The 21,263-nt window shown below is 33.1% G+C and carries 17 protein-coding genes and 2 tRNA genes; 12 read left to right on the forward strand and 7 right to left on the reverse strand.

Annotation, left to right across the window (positions count from 1 at the left end; genetic code table 11):
* Window positions 1-12 precede the first annotated feature (12 nt).
* A tRNA-Pro gene (locus ACT3CE_RS10705) sits at window positions 13-87 on the forward strand.
* 69 nt (window positions 88-156) lie between these two features.
* Window positions 157-231 (forward strand) — tRNA-Pro (locus ACT3CE_RS10710).
* Between the two features lie 114 nt (window positions 232-345).
* On the opposite strand, the gene ACT3CE_RS10715 is transcribed toward ACT3CE_RS10710, so the two are convergent.
* From ACT3CE_RS10715 to ACT3CE_RS10725, 3 genes are all read right to left on the reverse strand, one after another.
* The gene (locus ACT3CE_RS10715) at window positions 346-1,830 is read right to left on the reverse strand and encodes a UxaA family hydrolase (RefSeq protein ID WP_444709771.1); all 1,485 of its coding nucleotides are present in this window, start codon (window positions 1,828-1,830) and stop codon (window positions 346-348) included.
* Window positions 1,831-1,832: 2 nt separating this feature from the next.
* The gene (locus ACT3CE_RS10720; RefSeq protein WP_444709772.1) at window positions 1,833-3,281 is read right to left on the reverse strand and encodes a tagaturonate reductase; all 1,449 of its coding nucleotides are present in this window, start codon (window positions 3,279-3,281) and stop codon (window positions 1,833-1,835) included.
* A 204-nt stretch (window positions 3,282-3,485) separates the two neighbouring features.
* The gene (locus ACT3CE_RS10725) at window positions 3,486-4,505 is read right to left on the reverse strand and encodes a substrate-binding domain-containing protein (protein WP_444709773.1); all 1,020 of its coding nucleotides are present in this window, start codon (window positions 4,503-4,505) and stop codon (window positions 3,486-3,488) included.
* A gap of 25 nt (window positions 4,506-4,530) precedes the next feature.
* Here ACT3CE_RS10725 and ACT3CE_RS10730 point away from each other — a divergent pair, with 25 nt between their 5' ends.
* Entirely contained in the window at window positions 4,531-5,841 is a 1,311-nt protein-coding gene (locus ACT3CE_RS10730) for an L-serine ammonia-lyase (protein WP_444709774.1), read from the forward strand.
* A gap of 49 nt (window positions 5,842-5,890) precedes the next feature.
* Here ACT3CE_RS10730 and ACT3CE_RS10735 read toward each other — a convergent pair whose 3' ends face one another.
* Together ACT3CE_RS10735 and ACT3CE_RS10740 are read right to left on the reverse strand one after the other, a co-directional pair.
* Window positions 5,891-8,785: a PAS domain-containing hybrid sensor histidine kinase/response regulator gene (locus ACT3CE_RS10735; protein WP_444709775.1), complete on the reverse strand. Its 2,895-nt coding sequence runs from the start codon at window positions 8,783-8,785 to the stop codon at window positions 5,891-5,893.
* Between the two features lie 123 nt (window positions 8,786-8,908).
* Window positions 8,909-10,561: a M28 family metallopeptidase gene (locus ACT3CE_RS10740; protein ID WP_444709776.1), complete on the reverse strand. Its 1,653-nt coding sequence runs from the start codon at window positions 10,559-10,561 to the stop codon at window positions 8,909-8,911.
* A 164-nt stretch (window positions 10,562-10,725) separates the two neighbouring features.
* On the opposite strand from ACT3CE_RS10740, the gene ACT3CE_RS10745 reads away from it, so the two are divergent.
* From ACT3CE_RS10745 to ACT3CE_RS10775, 7 genes are all read left to right on the forward strand, one after another.
* Entirely contained in the window at window positions 10,726-11,142 is a 417-nt protein-coding gene (locus tag ACT3CE_RS10745) for a DoxX family membrane protein (protein ID WP_444709777.1), read from the forward strand.
* Between the two features lie 500 nt (window positions 11,143-11,642).
* Window positions 11,643-11,960 carry a hypothetical protein gene (locus tag ACT3CE_RS10750; protein ID WP_444709778.1) on the forward strand — a complete coding sequence of 106 codons (318 nt, stop codon included), beginning with the start codon at window positions 11,643-11,645 and terminating at the stop codon, window positions 11,958-11,960.
* Window positions 11,961-12,107: 147 nt separating this feature from the next.
* Window positions 12,108-13,421, forward strand: coding sequence for a sigma-54-dependent transcriptional regulator (locus ACT3CE_RS10755; protein ID WP_444709779.1), 1,314 nt, complete (start codon window positions 12,108-12,110; stop codon window positions 13,419-13,421).
* A 209-nt stretch (window positions 13,422-13,630) separates the two neighbouring features.
* Window positions 13,631-14,158, forward strand: a complete 528-nt coding sequence (locus tag ACT3CE_RS10760; RefSeq protein ID WP_444709780.1) for a TlpA family protein disulfide reductase — start codon at window positions 13,631-13,633, stop codon at window positions 14,156-14,158.
* 466 nt (window positions 14,159-14,624) lie between these two features.
* Entirely contained in the window at window positions 14,625-15,251 is a 627-nt protein-coding gene (locus tag ACT3CE_RS10765; RefSeq protein ID WP_444709781.1) for a TetR/AcrR family transcriptional regulator, read from the forward strand.
* Window positions 15,252-15,271: 20 nt separating this feature from the next.
* Complete coding sequence (locus ACT3CE_RS10770; protein ID WP_444709782.1) at window positions 15,272-16,216, forward strand: tRNA-dihydrouridine synthase; 945 nt, start codon at window positions 15,272-15,274, stop codon at window positions 16,214-16,216.
* Window positions 16,217-16,219: 3 nt separating this feature from the next.
* A complete protein-coding gene (locus ACT3CE_RS10775) occupies window positions 16,220-16,888 on the forward strand; it encodes an adenosylcobinamide amidohydrolase (RefSeq protein WP_444709783.1) in 669 nt (222 codons plus the stop codon).
* Here the strand turns inward: ACT3CE_RS10775 and ACT3CE_RS10780 are convergent.
* Both ACT3CE_RS10780 and ACT3CE_RS10785 read right to left on the reverse strand, forming a co-directional pair.
* On the reverse strand, window positions 16,864-17,406 hold the full coding sequence (locus tag ACT3CE_RS10780; protein WP_444709784.1) for an AAA family ATPase: 543 nt from the start codon (window positions 17,404-17,406) through the stop codon (window positions 16,864-16,866). The two genes, ACT3CE_RS10775 and ACT3CE_RS10780, sit on opposite strands and share 25 nt — an antisense overlap.
* Window positions 17,407-17,411: 5 nt before the next feature.
* Entirely contained in the window at window positions 17,412-18,884 is a 1,473-nt protein-coding gene (locus tag ACT3CE_RS10785; RefSeq protein WP_444709785.1) for a cobyric acid synthase, read from the reverse strand.
* A gap of 333 nt (window positions 18,885-19,217) precedes the next feature.
* Between ACT3CE_RS10785 and ACT3CE_RS10790 the strand changes: the two genes are divergently transcribed.
* Together ACT3CE_RS10790 and ACT3CE_RS10795 are read left to right on the forward strand one after the other, a co-directional pair.
* Complete coding sequence (locus ACT3CE_RS10790; protein ID WP_320117111.1) at window positions 19,218-19,673, forward strand: Lrp/AsnC ligand binding domain-containing protein; 456 nt, start codon at window positions 19,218-19,220, stop codon at window positions 19,671-19,673.
* A 150-nt stretch (window positions 19,674-19,823) separates the two neighbouring features.
* Entirely contained in the window at window positions 19,824-21,209 is a 1,386-nt protein-coding gene (locus ACT3CE_RS10795) for an aminopeptidase P family protein (protein WP_444709786.1), read from the forward strand.
* Window positions 21,210-21,263: the final 54 nt, after the last annotated feature.

The following is a 21,263-nucleotide window of genomic DNA, read 5'->3' on the forward strand; positions in this document are numbered from 1 at the left end:
CTCCGCACATTTCGGGGTGTAGCGTAGCCCGGTTATCGCGCCTCGTTTGGGACGAGGAGGTCGCAGGTTCGAATCCTGCCACCCCGACGAAAATTTTCAGAGGAGTTTAAAAACTTCTCTTTTTTTATCTAACATAGAGTACCGGAATTAACATTTCGGGGTGTAGCGTAGCCCGGTTATCGCGCCTCGTTTGGGACGAGGAGGTCGCAGGTTCGAATCCTGCCACCCCGACAGAAAGAGAATCTAGTAACGGATTCTCTTTTTTTATGCTTATAATTATTGTAAAAAACGAGGCACAAAAAAAGGAAGCATTTCTGCTTCCTTTTTCATGTCAAAGACCTTTTATTATAAGGTTACTCCGGTTTTAAAGATTGCAATTTCTCTAAATCCTGTTTTTTCGTGATTTAACTCTTCACCGCTTGCTACTTCAATTATGTAGTTTAAGAACTTTTCTGCTAAAGCGTCTATATTTCCATCTTCAAGTAATGTGCCTGCGTTAAAATCGATCCAGTGAGGTTTTTTCTTCGCTAAATTACTATTGGTAGATACTTTCATGGTTGGAACAAAACTTCCAAATGGAGTTCCTCTTCCCGTTGTAAATAGCACCATTTGACAACCAGAAAAACCAAGGGCTGAAGCAGCAACCAAATCGTTACCTGGCGATGACAATAAGTTTAAGCCATTTTTCTGAATGACTTCACCATATTTTAGAACATCAACTATTTTTGCTGAGCCTCCTTTTTGAGTACAGCCAAGCGATTTGTCTTCTAATGTAGTTATTCCACCAGCTTTATTTCCTGGCGATGGATTCTCGTATATTGGTTGATTGTGCTTAATAAAGTACTCCTTAAAATCGTTGATAAGTGAAACTGTTTTATCAAATACTTCTCGATTTTCGGCTCTTTCCATTAAAATATGTTCAGCTCCAAACATTTCGGGTACTTCGGTAAGAACAGTACTTCCTCCATTAGCAATTAACAGATCCGAGAATACTCCTAAAAGAGGATTGGCAGTAATACCACTAAATCCATCTGATCCACCACATTTTAAACCAATTTTTAAATCTGAAATTGGGCAATCAACTCTTTTGTCAGACTGCATTTGGGTATAAAGTTCGTCAACGAGTTTAATCCCTTCTTCAATTTCGTCTTCAACATCCTGGCTGTTTAGGAATCGTACACGACTTTCATCAAATTCGCCAAGAGATTCTCTAAGCTGGCTGATTTGGTTGTTTTCGCATCCTAAACCAAGAACTAAAACACCACCTGCATTTGGGTGTTTTATCATATTTCCCAGTACAGTTCTTGTATTCTTGTGGTCATCGCCTAATTGTGAACATCCGTAGTTGTGTCCAAATACATGTATGTTATCAATTTCTTCTTTATTTTGCTTTTTAAATAGCTTAACAATAGAATTTGCTTGTCCGTTCACACATCCAACTGTTGGAATGATCCATAACTCGTTGCGAATACCTGCTTCACCATTTTTCCTTTTGTATCCTTTAAAGGTTTTATTGGAAGTAGCTATTTCCAATTCTTTAATTTTTGGATGATATTCATACTCCATGCAATCCGATAATTTGGTTTTTACATTCTGAACATGTACATGATCACCAATTTTTATATCCGATAAAGCATATCCAATGGGATTTCCATATTTTATTACATCTTCTCCAGACATAATATTTTGAATTGCAATTTTATGACCCGCTTGAATGTCATCGGCAATAAGGATAGTTTGTCCATCAATATTAATGGATTCTCCCTTGTTGATAGCTGAAATAGCAACAACAACGTTATCATTCTCGTGTATTTTAAAAAACTTTTCCATGGTTACGAAAGTGTTTTAATTGCTTCTTTAATGCCATTGTTAAGAATAGCGTATAGTTGTTTGCTAACCGTATCTGTTAAATTAGCAATTTGGTTTAAATCCGATTCCCAAAGACTTGAGTATGCCAATACTGTTTTTACAACATTTTTAGTGTTTTCTTCGCTTAATTCGAATCCATTCCAGGCATTTTTCATGAAATCGATATGAATCTGATCATCTTGTAGTTTGATTTCTTTTCCCTGATATTCTCCACGGTAATATGCAATAAGAGCAGCCAAAGAGAAGGAAAGGTGAGAAGGAACTTCGTGTTTGATTTTTGCATAATCAATTAAAGAGCAAAGGTTTCTTGTTTTCCATTTCGACATAGAATTTAAAGCAATGCTTTTCCATTCGTGACGTACATATGGATTGTAGAAACGTTCCAGTATTTTTTTAGCAAAATTGTTTAAGTATTCTTCTTCGCCATTAATGGTTGCTAAAACTTCTTTGGAAATCATAGTATTCATGAATTCACCTAATACATCGTGTTCGATGGTTTCACGAACAGTTTCTACTCCATATAATAAGGCAACAGCAAAAGTTCCTGTGTGTGCTCCGTTTAATATTCTAACTTTTTGTTCTCTAAAATTGGTCATGTCTTCAACGAATTTTACTTCAAGACCTGCTTTGTCGGCAGGAAATTCATTTTTAACCCATTCAGGAGCTTCAATTACCCAAAGATGAAAATATTCTCCAACAGTTACCAGCTGATCATTGTAACCTAATTCTTTATGAACTTCGGCAATATCATCTTTAGGGAAACCTGGAACAATTCTATCAACCAGTGTGTTGCAAAAAGCACATGCTTCGTCCAGCCAAGCGATAAATTCCGGTTCAAGCTTCCACTTACTGGCGTGTTGCTTCACGTATTTTTGAAGGAAATCTGCATTTCTATCGATTAACTCACAACAGATAATAATAAGTCCCTTGGCAGTATCTCCATTAAATGTTTTGAAACGACGATATAGTAATGATGTCATTTTTCCAGGAAAAGAGTTTTGTGGAGACTGATCTAATTGATCACTTTCGTCCCAACTTATACCTGCTTCGGTTGTATTGGAAACCACAAAACGTAATTCCGGATTGTCGATTACCTCTAGGTATTTATCATATTCAGTATAAGGGTTAATTGCACGTGTAACACAATCTATCAATTCGTTTTGTTTAATAGGTTGACCGTCTTTCATTCCCGCTAGTTGTACGTGGTACAAACCATCCTGTGAATTTAAAAGATCGGCCAAGCCATTGGCAATTGGTTGTGCAATTACTACACCGGTATTAAAATCAGCTTCTTTGTTCATTTTGTTGATCATCCATTCAACAAATGCACGAAGAAAGTTTCCTTCTCCAAACTGTAAAATTCGTTCCGGATAAATTTTAGTATTAGGTACTGTTGTTCTGTTAAGTTGCATAATTATATTTTTATTTTATGGATTGAAAATGTAAACGTGTACGTTAACGTTATTGTGCACGAAGATAGTTTAGCTTTTAATTTTATGCAAGTTTTTCGAACTAATAAAAATTTTTCTGTTTTTGTAATTGACTGTTAATCATGATTATTTTGTTTAGTCCTATGTCATGATTTAGCAAAGGTTTTATTTATTAATAAGTGTTATTTATTGACAATACATTATATTTTCTTTGGTGATAATATCTAAAGAAATAAACTGATTTTTGGGGATATCCATATTTAAAATTAAATGCTTGTATAGGCATTGAATGCTTAAATAACCTTGTAGTTTTGGTTTTTGATAAATCAGATAGTCTATTTTTTCAGTTTGTAGTAGTTCTTTATTTGTGTTTGTTAAATCGTAACCTACCAGTTTTAATTTATTTTGTTCTTTTAAATTAAAAATGGATTGGGGAAGTTGATCTGTTTTAGAGTTGGGTACAAAAATATGAATCGTTTTATTTTGCTTGATAATTCTATTTTTTACTTTTTCTAATTCACTAATATCAATATCGTGAATAATTGGTGTTTGATTTTTAAAATAGTCTTTAAAACCTAAAATGCGCTCTGAGTTGGTTTTGTCTAGCAAGTCTTTTTTGTTAAAAGTAACGATACAAATTTCGTAAGAATCAGAATTATGATCCACAAGAAGACTAGCTGCAAGTTTACCGCTTTGGAATGCATCTTGCCCTATAAAAGAGAGTTTCTGTGAGGAATTTATATTAGAATCAATAAATACAAAAGGTGTATTATTTTCGATTAAAGTTGCGATTGCTTTGGGTGAGCGATCTAGAATTGTTGGAGCCAAAATTATTCCTTCAGGCTTTATTTTGTAGGCTTGTTGAATTGCTGATTCAAGAGAATTAACATTGGTATTATCAAAGAAAAAATAGGAGGTTTTAAATCCTAATGATTCATATTCTAGGCAGCCATCATCAATGCCTGATTTTATATTATTCCAATAGTCGTTTATTCTTGGTAATAATATGGCAATAGTATAGGTTTTGTTTAGTTTTAGTTGTCGGGCAATTAAATTTGAAGAATAATTACCTTCTTTCATAATTTTTTGAATCTTTTTTTTTGTTGATTCAGATACCCCGCTTCTGTTGTGGATTACTCTATCTACTGTTCCTATGGATACATTTGCCTTTTTGGCGATCTCTTTAATTGTAATTCTTTTACTCATTTAAGTACTTAGGGTCAATAAAATAATGCACAAGATAGTATATCTTTTAGAATTTTGGTTCAAAATAAGTACGGCTTACTTACCTTTTCTTAAATTTGCCGCAGCAACACAACAAATACAATTAATTGAGATGGAATCAATAAAAGAACTTTATAGAATTGGATGTGGTCCTTCAAGTAGTCATACTATGGGGCCCAGAAAGGCTGCGGAGGAATTTCTTTTGAGAAATGGTAATGCTATTAAATTTGAAGTAACTCTTTACGGAAGTTTGGCAGCAACGGGGAAAGGTCACCTTACTGGAGTAGCTATTGAAGAGGTGTTTAAAAATCGAGGACTGGAATTGATATGGGAGCCTAAAATTTTTTTAAAGAGGCATCCTAATGCTATGAAATTTAGATCTTTTTCGGATTCTGGTGACCTTATAGAAGAATGGACAGCGTATAGTGTTGGCGGTGGTGCTATTGTTGACGATACTACAGAATTAGCCTCGAATGATATTTACGATTTAACAACAATGGATACCATTTTAAATTGGTGTAAATTAAACGATAAGCAGTTGTGGGAATATGTTGAATTAAAAGAAGGTGAAGGGATATGGGATTTTATGGAAGAGGTGTGGTCTGCCATGAAAAATGCCATAAAGCGAGGAATGAATAGAGAAGGAGAATTGCCCGGAGGTTTGCAGTTACAGCGAAAATCACATTTGTATAATTTAAAAGCCATGACGTATAGCGGGCCAATGCAAAAACGGTCAATGCTATACTCTTATGCACTTGCAGTATCGGAAGAAAATGCTGCTGGTGGAACTATTGTAACAGCTCCTACCTGTGGTGCTTGTGGTGTTTTGCCGGCCATTTTATATTATCACAAGAAATTCTATAAATTTAAAAAGAAAGATATTTTAAAGGCTTTAGCTACCGCTGGATTAATTGGGAATTTGGTAAAATTTAATGCTTCTATTTCAGGTGCTGAAGTAGGATGTCAGGGAGAAGTTGGTGTTGCTTGCGCAATGGCTTCGGGAGCAGCGACACAGCTTCATGGAGGAACAAATTATCAAGTTGAATATTCTGCAGAAATGGGATTGGAACATCATTTGGGATTGACTTGCGATCCGGTTTTAGGATTAGTTCAAATTCCCTGTATCGAACGAAATGTTTTCGCAGCCGCACGAGCTTTAAATCATAATACCTATGCATTATTATCTGATGGGAGACATCGAATTAGTTTCGATCAGGTAACTGAAACCATGATGAAAACAGGTTTAGATTTATCTTGTTCCTATAAAGAAACTTCATTGGGCGGTTTGGCCTCTTTAAAAGGTTTTACTTTTCATTAGTAAAAAATATGTCCACAATATCTGGTTCAGGTATTGTGGATATTTTTTTCTAGATCAGAAATTCATTCAGTATCTTTTGAATTTTTTTAAGACTTATTGGTTTCGACATAAAATCATTACATCCAGCTAGCTTAGCTTTCATTTGATCCTCTTGCGTTGAATAGGCTGTTTGGGCTACAATATTTAATTTTGGCTTGCGTTTTTTTATCTCTGTTGTTGCTTCGTAGCCATTCATTTTTGGCATTTTAATATCCATAAAAACCAAATCGTAATTATTATCTATACACATTTCGAGAGCTTCGAGCCCATCTTTTGCATGAGTAATTCTGCACGATGGAGCTATTTGTTCCATTAGTGATTCTAAATATAAGAAGTTAATCTCTTCATCTTCGGCAATTAAAACCTCGTACTTTTTATTTACCTCTAAATTTTGAGTAGAAGAACTTGTAGAACAGATACAATTTGGAATGTTTATTGTAAAATTACTTCCTACTTTGATTTTTGACGATAGCTCGATTGATCCGCCAAGTAGTTTAACATTTTCTTTAACAATAGATAAACCAAGGCCTAAACCTCCCGATTTTTTGCTTAATTCATCCTGAGCCTGGGAAAATCGCTCGAAAATATGCTCTTGTCTGCTTTCCGAAATACCAACTCCCGAGTCTCTAACGTATAAAATAAGACTGTTTTCTATGGTTTGATAACCAATTTCAACATATCCTTCATAAGTATATTTTAAGGCATTTTCAATTAAGTTAATCATAATTTTCCTTAGCTTACTTTCGTCTGATAGTATTGTACATTCATGGTCTCTAAGACCTTTGTTTAGGTATAAAGCTAAATTTTGATTTTTTGCCTGAGATTCGAAAATAGTGAATAACTCGGTGAGTAGAATGTTTAAATTAAATTTTGAATTTATTACTTGTACATGATTGGTTTCCAGAGCAGAAATTTCTAAAATATCATCAATAATACGAAGAAGTTGATTTCCACTATTTTTAATTATGTTTACGTATTGTTTGCGTTTAGAAATGGAAATAGAGTCTAAATCAAGAAAATTAGAAAATCCTAAGATAGCATTCATAGGAGTCCTAATTTCGTGTGATAAGTTTTGCAAAAATTCAGATTTTAATTTATCACTTTTTTCTGCTATCTCGATTGCCGATATTAGTTCTTCATTTTGTGCTTTATATTCTTCAGCTAAAGCTTCGTATTCATTTCGGCTTTTAATTACTTCCTCTTCGGCATTTTTGCGTATTGTAATATCTTGTATGTGAGCAATAGAATATATGGCAACTCCTTCATCGTTTAAAACAGGACTTGCTGTGGTTAAGCCCCATTTTAAATTACCTTTTGCAGTAAGATATTTTTTTTCAATGGTAAAAGGCTTTTTTAATGTTTGAGCTTTTTTATATAGCGATTGACTTTTTTCAATCTCATCAGGATGAGTGATGTTAAGAAAACTATTGGAAGTAAGAGTTTCTATATTAGTCTCAAATATTTTGCATGCTGCATTATTTGCAGATTTTATTTTTCCATCGGGACTAACAATAAGCATTCCTACATCTGAAGCTTCAAATGAAGATCTGAATTTAGTCTCGCTTTCTTTTAAGGCATTTTCAGCAGCTATTTTTTCTGTAATATCAATGGTTGCTAAAATTGCTCTTGCCGAATTTGAACGTTTTCTATCTATAAATAATTTGAGTGAAATTTTCCTGGGGTTTCCATCCAGAGTTTTAATTTCAGCTTCGGTTTCAAATTCTTTTTGACCTTCTGCTATGGCAATAACTTCTTCTTTAAATACCTCAAAAGATTTTGGGGTGAATATTTTATCTAAGTTTCCTATTAATTCTTCTTTGGTTTTGGCTTTATGTAGTCGAAGAGTTGCTCGGTTAACATCGGTAACTTTTACCTTTGATGAGCATTCAAGTAAAGCTTTAGGGTTTTCATTTAAAAAGGCTCTAAAATCGCTTACTCCTTTCTTTTTAATCGATTCGAGATACTCATAAAGTTCTATAAAATCTTCTTCCCATAATGGAATAGGGGAGTTATTAAACATCGACTCATATCGAATGTTATTTATGTTTTGTTCTTCTTCAATTTGTTTTTGTCTGGTAATATCGGTTCCAATGCCTAGTATGCCAAATAGTTCATTATTTTTTAATATTGGAATTTTACTTGTGGTAAGCCATCTTTCTTCATTGTTTGGGGTATGATATGGTTCTGTATAATTTAAAAGTGCTTGCCCGGTTTTTAAAACAGTTCTATCCTGAGATATATAGGCTTCATTGTGTTTGTGATTTCTATTAAAATCATAATCATTTAGGCCTTCTATTAATTCAGGATTTTCTAATCCAATCGAATCTGCAAATTTGTTATTGCAACCTTGATAAATTAAATTTTTATCCTTCCAAAAAATCTGGTTTGGCATGTGATCTAGGAGCAGAGATAAAAATTCTTTCTGCTCTTTTAGGTCTTCTTCGGTTTTTTTGTGTCCGCTGATATCCAGTAGTAAGGCAAGCAATTTTGTAGGTTCACCATTTTTATCATAGCTGATTTTTCCATTTCCATTAATCCAGATAACTTTTCCACTACGTCCGTATAATCTGAATTCTGAGCGACATTGATTCGATTGTTTACTAAATTTTTCAGATAAGTAATTCATAAAACCCGGAGCATCTTCGGGATGAATACATTGAATAAAACTTTCCTTTGTATTTCCGAACTCTCCAGGTTCTAAACCTATTGTTTCTTCTGCATTTTCTGACCAAACAAGTTTGTTTTGTTTAAAATCCCAATCGAGCTGAACCATTTTTGCAGTTTTAAATACATAGCTGAACTTATCTTGTCCTGCATTATTGCATTTCAACTGATAAATTTCAGATTTTAGTTCTTTTATTTCGGATAACAGATCAGATATTTTATTGGAATTATTTCCAGACATAGGGATGTAACTTAATTTTACAAAGGGTGTTTTTACTTTTAAAAGTACTGATTTTTAAATTGTTCACAAAAATATGTTTGTCTATAATAAAAAGCTAGTAAACAGAATTATTTGTTTTAAAATTTATTGAGCAGACAGGCTGATTTCTCTTTTTGTCTTAAATTCTGATCCATCTTTCCATTTCGGATAATTTTTCTGATTTGCCAGTTCCCATCCAACATTAAAAAGTAATTCTGCATCTTCTGCAATGCCATCTAAGTTCCACCACTCTTCATATTGGTCGGCAGGTTTATGGTAATTGTTAGCCAGCCATTCTTCTTCTTTTTTCGACATATATTCTTTTCCTTTTTCGGCATGGTCGTTATTTCCTCTGGCAAATAATGCGGGAACTCCTACGCGTGCAAAACTAAAATGATCGGATCTGAAATACATCCCCGATTGCGGGTTTGGATCGGGTAAAATATATCTTCCCTGTTTTTTAGCTGCTTTCTCAACATAATCTTCAAGTTCCGATTGACCGTATCCGGTTATCATTACGTCTTTCATTTTGCCATAGGGTAACATTAAATCGTTGTTGATATTGGCAATGGTTTTATTAAGGGGAAAAATAGGGTTATCAACATAATATCCAGAACCAATTAATCCAGACTCTTCGGCTGATGGCGCAAGAAACACAATAGATCGGCTTGGTTTAGTTGGCATAGACTTAAAGGCACGAGCAATTTCGAACATCCAGGCAAGAGAAGTTCCATTGTCCACAGCACCATTATATATCGAGTCTCCATTAATTTTAGGACCTATGCCTAAATGATCCCAATGTGCAGAGTAGAAAATATATTCATTAGCTAAATCGCTACCCGGAAGTACGCCAATAACATTGTGTGTTTTGTCGAACCGTATCGTATTTTGAAAGCTGATACTTGCCTTTTTGTGAAGAGAATAACCTTTAAAATTCGCTTTCGATGCTTCCTGTAATTCGTTTATTAGCTTTTTACCAGAATCAGCAAAAATGGATTGTGCAGTTTCCCAGCTTATCCATCCTTCTATTTTACATCGGGAGCGATAATTATCTGCAGCTTGCTGATATAATTTAGGAACCGATGCCGAATTAAGCACAACCGACCAGGGGTATCCGGCAGGTTTAGTTTGGTGAATAATTAATAGGCCTGCAGCTCCTTGTCGGGCAGCTTCCTCATATTTATAGGTCCACCGTCCATAATAAGTCATCTCATTTCCTTTAAAGAATGATTTGTCTGTCGATCCAAATCCAGGATCATTAACCATTACAATAACAGTTTTACCTTTAACATCAAGATTTTTGTAGTCGTTCCAATTGTATTCAGGGGCAACAATGCCATATCCGGCAAAAACCAGTTCTGATTTATTTAGTTTAATGGTATCTTTAAGTCTTCTTGAAAAAACTACAAAATCGCGAGCATACTTTAAATTTTGTATTTTATTTAAAGATTCTAATTTTAAATATTTAGGAGCTTTTAAGCTAACTTCAACCAAAGGAACTTCCTGAAAATAACTATTTCCAACAGCAGGTTTTAATCCAATTTCTTTGTAAATATTCGAAATATAGTTTATTGTTTTTGTTTCACCTTCCGAAAATGGTTTTCTTCCCTGATATTCATCAGAAGCCAGTTCTTTAATGTAACTTACCATTCTTTGGGTAGAAATTACTGTTTTTCTTTCTTGCTTATTATCTTTCGATAGATTACAGGCTGAAAACAGTAAAATAATTGCGAAAAAATAAAGTATTGTATATTTCATTATATTCTTGTTTTTCTCAAATGTAAGTAATAATTGTCAAATTAATGTTAAGTGCCATAATGCTTTAAGTTTTCTGTTTATATATGAATTGTATTTAATAATATTAAATATTGCACTAAATAATTCTTTTTGTAGATTAGTTGAATAATAGTAATATCGATAAAATGAGCGAGAAAAAAAGATACAGAACGCTGGAAATGTTGTTAAGAATTATAACTGCAGTTATTCTAATACAAACATTACATTTTAAATTTTCTGGTCATCCCGAGGCAATTTATATTTTTAAAACAATAGGTATAGAAGCGTGGGGCCGATATGGAATAGGCATTGTCGAGTTAATTGTTGGTATATTATTTTTTCTTCCTAATTATTGGAAATATGCTTCTGTAGCTACGTTTGTTTTAATGCTTGGAGCTACTTGTATGCATCTTTTTACTTCTTTGGGTATTGTTATAGAGTATAATGGGTTTACTGATCATGGACAATTATTTACTATGGCTATTTTAGCTTTATTGTTTAGTTGTATATTGATTTATCGAGCTTATTTTTCTACTTGCTTAAAAAATGCAGATCAAAAGTAATAATGTGACATAGAGTTTTCTTCCAGACTGCTAATCCGACACCTAATTCCTCCTTTATTTATTAAAAATTGTCTCTTAAATTTGTTGTTATCTGTTTAACATCAATATGTTTTAAATTCTTTTAGAAAAAATTTGTCTTAATATTAATGTTTTTTCTAAAATAGAAAGCGTTATGTCTTTTTGTGTGTGTCTTATATTGCCGAATATAAGTGCTTTGTATTGAGGTGTGTTTGTTTTATTTACAAATGCTTACTTGTTTTTGTTTTTTAAGGCTTTTTGTTTTTTACTTTCTGCTAATGTGGATTTTTTCTACACATAATTGTGAACTCCACACTAATAAATTACTCTTTGTTTTTTAATTATTATTTGATATTAATACTTAACATGTTGTTATGTAGTTGTTTGGGTTTATTTGTTCGGCTATTTTCCTTTTTTGGCATAGATATTTCCTTTTAGAGGTCATTATTATGTATTTAAATTTTAATAAAAAATTAATTGTTATGAAAAAAGGATTAATAGTGTTTGCCGTTGTTGCATTGTTTGGAATAAGTATACCTGCTACTGTTTGTGCTGAAAAAGTAAATTCAGATTTTAGTTCAGTTCAAGAAGAAGTAAGTTACGAAGAAGTAAAAACAGATGCCCTTCCAGAGGAGGTAAGTGCTGCCATCGAAAAATTGTATGCTGGTTATGAGCTGTCCAAAGCTTATTTGGGAAGCGACGGATCTTACAAAGTATTATTAAGTGGTAAAGAAAAAAATTTACTTGTTTTCTTTACAGCAACAGGTAAGTTCCTAAAATATGAAGAAATGAGTGCTTAGTTTAATTGTTGTTATCAAATTTTAATTGTCTCTAAATATACATTTTATATCCTCTGTTGGACCTGCTAATTTGCATTTTCAATAGAGGGTATTTGTATGTTTAGTTTTGTTTGGAAAGTATGTTTTACGTATGAATACTAATATGGTATGAAAACTATTCTTATTGTTGATGATGATGTAAGCTTATGTTTGATGTTAAAGGCATTGTTTGAAAAAAATAGATATAAAGTTACAACCGTATCTTCTATTTTCGAAGCAAAAAAAGTTGTGGAGTCCTGTTTTTTTAGTTTGATACTTACAGACCTTCGTTTTCCGGATGGGAGTGGAATGGAACTTATTAAATATGTTAGGAACGAAATACCCGATACACCAGTCATATTAATGACTGCATATCCGAAAATTACCTCTGCAATACAGTCTATAAAATTAGGAGCTCATAATTTTATATCCAAACCAATTTGTCCCGATGAGCTACTTGGTATTGTTAAAGATGCCATTATTACAACATTATTAAGTAAAAAAGAGAATAAGATAACGCCGGTTATTAGTAATTATTTTCAGGGAACTGGGCAGGCATCAATCGACCTACTTAAGCAAATTAATTTAGTTGCACCTACCTCTATATCAGTTCTAATTATAGGAGAGAGTGGTACCGGAAAAGAACTAATTGCTAAAATGATACATGAAAACAGTAATCGATCTAATGGCCCATTTGTGGCTGTAGATTGCGGAGCTGTTTCGAATAATCTTTCGGCAAGTGAGTTTTTTGGACATAAGAAAGGAGCCTTTACCGGTGCCGACGCTGATAAAAAGGGATATTTTGAATCTGCGAATAATGGTATATTGTTTCTGGATGAAATTGGAAACTTAAGATATTCAACGCAATTACATTTGTTAAGAGCTTTGCAGGAACGAAAAATAAAACCTGTAGGTTGTAGCGAAGAAATTTCTATTGATGTTAGAATTATTGCAGCTACAAACGAAAATTTATTTGAGTCTCAAAAATCAGGAACTTTTCGGAGTGATTTATTTCATAGGTTAAATGAATTTCAAATTATTGTTCCTCCTTTGCGCGATAGAAAAGAAGATATTATGGCTTATGCTGATTTTTTCCTTTTAGAAGCTAATCGATACCTCGAAAAATCGCTACTCGGTTTTGATAAAAGTGCTGAGTTTGTTTTTAAAAATTATCATTGGCCAGGGAATTTGCGGGAAATGAAAAATATTATTCAACGGGCTGTTCTTCTTGCTAAAAGAGGATGGATTACTTTAAATGAATTGCCGGAAAATTTGTACAGCGATTGTTGTTTCGGAAAAAACAAATCAAGTTGTACGGATGTAGAAGCGGATATTAGAAAAGTTCTTTTGTTGACAGACAACAATAAAAGTAAGGCTGCTAGGCTGTTAAATATAGATAGGAAAACTCTCTATAAAAAAATGAAACAATACCATATCAATTAAAACAATACCAATATCAATAATAGATAGATATATTTTGTATCTCCATAATTGATTGTGTTTTAAGTTTTGTCTATTTGCTTATTGTAATATGCTTTTTTTAAAGATTTAAGTCATAAATATTGTATTGATTAGCATTTTCATAAATGTTTGAATTTAGCTTCATTTTATATAGGTTTATAGATTGAGAAGACATTAAAAAAAATAATTGTATGAATAAAATAGTATTGTTAATAGTTTTAATTATGGGATTTGTATTTGAAGGAAGTGCTAAAGAAATTGATTCGAGAGGTTATATCGTAAAAGTAGGAGAAAAAGCTCCTGATTTTGAATTGAAATTGACAGATGGGAAATCCATAAAACTATCTGATTTAAGAGGAAAAGTGGTAATGATTCAGTTTACGGCTAGCTGGTGTGGAGTTTGTCGCAAAGAAATGCCACATATAGAAAAAGAGATTTGGCAAATTCATAAAAATAAAGACTTTGCATTATTTGGTATAGATAGAGATGAACCTATTGAAAAAGCCGAGATACTAATTAAAGCAACAGGTATAACTTATCCGATAGCATTAGATAAGGACGCTAATATTTTTGCTAAATATGCCGAAAAAGAAAGTGGAGTGACTCGAAACGTAATAATAGATAGAGAAGGGAAAATAATTTTTTTAACAAGATTATTTAATCCTGAAGAATTTGAAGCAATGAAAAAAGTAATTGAAACAGAATTGTTAAAGAAATAAATTTAGAAGCTGTATAATTTGAAGTATAGCATATAATCCATAAAATTATAAAGTGAATTTTAACAGACATAAAAAATGGGCGGTGACTAGCCGCCCAAAAACTACTACTTAAATTTACTTATGAAAAAGAACTTTTAAACACCCTATGTATTAAAAGTATCCATTCTGGAATAAATATACTACATGTTTTCATAATATATTGTAAATAATGTTTAATTTTTATGAACAAACTTTTTTTGTAAATGAAATGGTAATAATTGTATGTTCATTTATTGTATCGTTAATTTGATAAATTAATGAATATGCTATTTTATTCTTTTTGTGTGTTTTATAAGTAGCGAAATAGAAATGACTTATTTTATTAGATGTTTTAGAAATAGCACATTAAAAATCCTTATTTTTATGGCTATATTAGAAGCTTTAAGTTTTGGGGTAAAATTGATTGTTAATATTTAGAAGGCAGTATATGGATAAGGAATTTGTACATATTATAGAAAAAGTGCGAGCTTATCTTTTTAAAAATGGATATAAAAATTTTTCATTTGAGAAGATAAAGGATTTCGGCATAACAGAGCAGGATATTTTTGCGTTTGTAGAGTCGAAAGAGGAGTTGGTGGAGAAAATTCTTGAATATGAGAGAAAAAGTTTTGAGAAAATTTTTCTGGAATACAATTTCGATGGACAAAATGCAATAGATATTCTTTTTATTGTAAGTCAGGAGATTAATGATAAATTTATGGATGTATCTCCTTCGGCAACTATGGATCTTAAAGAAGTTTTTCCAGAGATATATGCCAGGCATCTCGAAGAAAGAATGGAATTTATTTTTGACAAGATTCAAATTAATATTCAAAAAGGAATTGAGCAGGGAATGTATCGCAGCGATCTAAGCGAAGAAATGGTAGGTCGAATGTATTTGTCTCGTTTAGAGGATATGCACAATCCGGAATTGTATCCTCCAGAAAGGTTTAAGTTCGGAACCATTTATGATACAATGATTGATGAATTTGTAAAAAGTATTGCCACTGACGAAGGTTTGGGCTATTACCGACAAAGAAAGCAATTGTTAAGTGTTTTGAGTTTTGGCCGTTAGTTTAATATAAAATAGAATTGATGAAAATTTCTTTGGCTCCGCTTCAGGGATATACCGATTGGGTATTCAGGCAAGCTTACCAAAAATATATAGGGGGTGTAGATGAATTCTATACTCCTTTTCTTGTTTTACAAAACGATGGGGACTTAAGAACTTCTCATAAAAGGGAAGTTGAACCTTTTAAGGAAAGATTTGAGAAGTTAGTACCTCAATTTATAGGTGCTTCGATCGAAGAAGTTATGTTTTTTGAAGACTATTTCTCAAGTTTGGGCTATGCGAAAATGAATTGGAATTTGGGTTGTCCATTTCCAATGCTTACAAAGCGCAGTAAAGGTTCCGGTTTGCTGCCTTATCCCGATAAAATAAGGGAGATTCTTACTGGTGTAGATGAAAGTAAAATTGACCTTTCGATTAAAATGCGATTGGGTTTAGAGGATGAAAAAGAAATATATCCTGTTTTAAAAGTATTAAACGAGTTTGCTGTAAAAGAAATAATCCTTCATCCCAGAATTGGAAAGCAGCTTTACAAAGGAGCTCCAAATATTGACGCATTTGCCAATGTTTTTACTCAATCGAATATTCCTGTAGCTTATAATGGAGACTTAAATTCGATTGAAGATTTTAACGATTTAAAGGAAAAATTTCCAAGCTTAAGTCATGTAATGATTGGTAGAGGAGTGTTAAAAGACTATTGGTTGCCACACAAAATAAAAGGTTTGGAAATTCCCTCTCAAAAAGAACGAATAGCGATATTGGAAAAAGTACACAATGATGTGTATGAACTTTATTCTTCCTACTTAAGTGGTGATACTCAGATTTTACACAAAATGAAACCATTTTGGGAATATTTTTCTTATCATTTCCAGACGGAAAGAAAAGTGTTTAAGGCGGTAAAAAAGGCATCGGGCATAAAAAAATATGAGCAGGCGGTAAGCTTTGCATTTAGTCAGGATTTAAAAGAATAGGTAATGGAATTTAAGCTCGATCATACTAAGGATTATTTTCATGTTGAATTTGCAGAGCCTGTTAAAATGCTGAGTTCTGCAATTTTAAATGGAGGCTTTCAATATGCCTGTCATTTTTTGAATGCAAAAGTAGATGCTAATTTTAATGGAGAGAGAACCGATTTTGAAAGTCCTGAAATAAGTCTGGATAAACTTGCAAAAAAGAATAATTGGACTGGGAATTGTGTAGGTATGATGACTGCTGCATACATGAAATCGTTTCGCAGTGTTAAAATTGAACGACAAGGAGTTTGGATCGAAGCTTTGGTTACAGCAGGTGTTTCTAATGCGCGGCGAGCAGGAGATATTGCCGATTATCAGTTCATGAATGAGGAGTGCGAAAAGCTGGGAACAATTAATATTTTACTACTTACAAATGCAGAACTAACCAAAGCAGCAATGGTTGAATCTTTAATGATACTCGCCGAGGCAAAAGCAGCATGTATGCAGGATTTAAATATAAAAAGCAGGGTGAGTGATACCATAGCAACGGGAACAGGAACCGATTCGGCTGCAATTGCCTGCGGAAAAGGTCCAAAAGTAAAATATTGTGGAAAGCATGTTCTTTTTGGCGAAATTCTTGCCAAGGCAGTTATTCAGGCCATAAGTCAATCTTTACAGGTTGTTATATAAGCTTCAATAAACTTAACCCGCTCCGGAATAGTTACTTTTGGTAATTCGATTATCTCAAAACCCAATTCTAAATAGGTTTCTTTTAAAAATTGATATATTTCTAAAGAATCGCTAAAGGATTCTGGTCTTTCGGCATCGTTTATAAAAATATCTTTCCATGGAGGGGCAATAAATACAGTATTATTATATTCGCTGCATTTTTCATAATATTTTTCTTCGATATGTAAAGCACCTCGCCGCATATAAGCAATAATATCAGGTAATCCTCTGTCGTAAAAACAAAGAGTGTCAGGTTCACATTTTTCCAACTGTTTCCCCATTCGCTCGTAGCATACTTCGGCAAAAGCCTGCAGGTTTTTCCATGGTAGTTTATCGCCACCAAGTTTATGTTGTTCCCGAATTACAATTCGCGAAATTTCTTCAAAACCCTGGTAGTTTGCTTTAATTAAGGCATTTAATAAACTCGATTTTCCAGATCCTGGTCCTCCGGTAATAATATATCGATTCTCCTTACTCATTCAATTTATTCTTCAGATAAGTGTTTGTAGAATAATTCCATATCTACATTGTTACGAATAACTTCAGCTAATTTGTTGTACTGATTTTCTTTAAACTCAGAATAATTAAAACTATCCTTTGTATCTGAATTAAAATCAGATAATAAATCATTAATTACTACCTCATTATCTAAAATTCCATGTATGTAACTTCCCCAGCAATTATTATTTAAAAGATATCCATCTTCTTTTCCGTTCGATAAAATATTTAATGATTTATTGTCTCCTTTACTACAGCTTTGGCCCATGTGAATTTCATATCCGGAACATTCTTCGGAGTAGTTCTTAAACTGAAATTTACATTGTTCAGTTAATTTTTCCTGACTGATTATTGTATCAATGGGCAGTAATCCTAATCCACTTATTTTAGGAATTTTTCCTTCAATTTCGTCAGGATCGCTAATTGTTTCGCCCATCATCTGATAGCCACCACAAATACCAATTAGTTTTTTACCTTTTTTGCTGGCATTAATAATTGCACTTGCTACGCCATTATTCTTAATTTCCTGTAAATCCGAAATTGTATTTTTACTACCTGGAATAATTACAATATCAGCATTTTCGATTTCTTTGATATTATTGGTATAATATAAGTGTACACGCGGATCGTGTTCCAATACATTAAAGTCGGTAAAGTTAGCCATGCGGGGAAGCAAAATAACAGCACAATTAATTTTTCCGCTTGCAGAGGCCGAAAGTTTGTTTTCAAGACTCACCGAATCTTCTTCTTCAATATGGATATCTCTAAAGTATGGTAAAACCCCGATAACAGGTTTGCCTGTAAGCTTCTCTATTATTTTTTTTCCTTCTTCGAATAATCGAATGTCGCCCCGAAATTTATTTATCAGAATTCCTTTGATCTGCTTTTTTTCTTTCTCATCGAGTAAGGCAATGCTTCCATAAACACTGGCAAAAACCCCTCCTTTATCAATGTCAGCAATTAAATAGGTAACAGCATCAACCTCTGTTGCCATTCGCATATTTGTAATATCTCTCGATTTTAAATTTAATTCCGAAATACTACCAGCACCTTCTAAAACAATAGGATTAAATCGCTTGTTTAATCGGTAGAATGCATTTTTTGCTTCTTCAAATAAAGCTTTTTTGTTATTTCCTGTAAAATATTCAACAGCACTTTGTGTTCCTACCGGTTTACCATTTAAAACAACTTGCGAGCTTTTATCGTTGGTAGGTTTTAAAAGTACAGGGTTCATATCGGTATGGCAGTTTATTCCGCATGCTTCGGCTTGCACGGCCTGGGCTCTACCTATCTCTAAACCTTCGGGTGTGGCATAAGAATTTAGCGACATATTTTGTGCTTTATACGGTGCCGGAGAATAACCATCTTGTTTTAAAATTCGGCAAAAACCAGTGTTTACAATACTTTTACCAACATCCGAGCCTGTGCCCACAAACATTACTGATTTTAACTTTCTCATTTTATGCCAATTAAATATTTACTGATAGGATAATAAATGTATGTACTATTGCAATTGAAAATGCAAATTTAATTTTTTATTTAAGCGCTGGCTTTGTTTTATAGCATTTGAAAATAATTTAATTAATAGTAAGTAACCTTATCTGCTTGAATTTAATCATTCTAAATTTCAAATTTGACTGTAATAGTTTTTAACTGGTTATAAATTATTAGTATTTTTGTTTTTATTGTAATAAATTGTAACAGGTTTTGTTTTCTAAGTGCAATCTCAAAATAGATTCGAAATACAAGTCTTGTTATTTTTAAAGATGGACTCTAATTATTTTATTAAAACATGAAAATTCAAATTGATGAGGTAGATCACAAGATACTCTCATATCTGATTAAAAATGCACGTATCCCTTTTCTTGAAATTGCCCGGGAATGTGGAATCTCCGGAGCTGCGATTCATCAAAGAGTAAAAAAACTTGAAGATGCCGGAATTATTGATGGATCACGTTTTATAGTTAAACCCAGAGCTTTAGGTTACGAAGTTTGTGCTTTTGTTGGAATTATTTTAGATCATGCACATCAGTACAAGATGGTGGTTGATAAAATTGATGCAATACAGGAAATTGTGGAGTGTCATTTTACAACAGGAAATTATACTTTTCTGGTAAAAATGCTTTGTAGAGATAATCAGCATTTAATGGATGTTTTAATTAATACATTGCAAAATATTCCCGGGGTATCTAAAACCGAAACACTAATCTCTTTAGAACAGACAGTAAATCGGGAAATTAAATTATAAACCGACTTAAAATATAGAGTAAAGCTTCCCTAACCGGAAGCTTTTTTTGTTGATACATGTCATAAATGGACAAAAATCAAATTCATTTCCTATCTATTTTTGTATCTTTCCGAAACTTTATTATTAAATACTTAAATAAAACTTAATAAAATGTTTCCTAAAGAAGTTTATATAAACAGACGCGAAAAGTTACGCGCAACAATGAAAGAGGGAATTGCTATTGTTCTTGGTAATCCTGATGCTCCAATGAATTATGCCGGTAATATTTATCATTATCGTCAGGATAGTACATTTTTATATTTCTTTGGTATCGATCATCCTGGTTTTGCGGGTGTTTTTGATATTGATAACAATAAAGATTATGTTTTTGGTAACGATGTCGATATTGATGATATCATCTGGATGGGACCTCAGCCAAGTGTGAAAGATCAGGCTGCAGAATTTGCCTTGGAAAATACGGCTCCTTTTGGTGATTTAAGCAAATTTGTTGCAGATGCTGTAAAAGAAGGTCGTAAAGTGCACTTTCTGCCAGTTTACAGAGCCGAGAATAAAATTCTGATTCATGAATTGCTGGGAACTCCTCTTGATGCCATAAAAGAGAATGCATCTAAAGAGTTTATGAAGGCAGTTATCGCTCTACGCGAGATAAAAGATGAGTATGAAATTGAAGAGCTGGAGCGTGCAGCTAAAATAGGCTACGAAATTCATACTACAGCCATGAAAATGGCCAGAGACGGCGTTTACGAAAGAGAAATTTCAGGAGAATGTGAAGCCATTGCTTTGCGTGCCGGAGGTTTACTTTCTTTCCCACCTATTGTTTCGAAAAGGGGAGAAACTCTGCACAATCACGAACATGGAAATCTACTTAAAACGGGCGATTTACTTTTGGTCGATAGTGGTGCCGAAACCGATACTCATTATGCTTCAGATAATACAAGAACAATTCCGGTTGGTGGTAAGTTTAGTCAAAAACAAAAAGAAATTTATGAAATTGTTTTGGCAGCCATTAATAAAGGACATGAATTAATTCGTCCTGGTGTTACCTACCAGAGTATTCATCTTGAGGTGTGTAAAGTTATTGCATCGGGTTTAAAAGATCTTGGCTTAATGAAAGGTGATGTTGATGCTGCTGTTAAGGCCGGAGCACATGCACTATTTATGCCTCACGGACTCGGTCACATGATGGGACTTGATGTGCATGATATGGAAGATTTTGGTGAAGATTTAGTTGGGTATGATGAACATATACAAAGAATTGATCAGTTTGGAACCGCCTATTTACGTTTGGGTAAAGAATTAAAGCCAGGCTTTGTTTTAACCAATGAACCAGGCATTTATTTTATTCCTGCATTAATTGATAAATTTAAGTGTGAAAATATTCACGCCGAGTATATTAATTTTGATAAAGTTGACGAATATCGTGACTTTGGTGGAATTAGACTTGAAGATGACGTTTTGGTAACAGAAGATGGAAATCGTTTAATAGGTAAAAGAATCCCAATTACAGTAGATGAGGTGGAAAATATAATGAAATAGACTTATATTCAATTATATAAAGTGGGCGGTCTTTCTTGTGAAAGACCGCCTCTT

The sequence above is a fragment of the Marinifilum sp. RC60d5 genome (assembly GCF_052400665.1).
GTDB lineage: Bacteria > Bacteroidota > Bacteroidia > Bacteroidales > Marinifilaceae > JBQTGK01.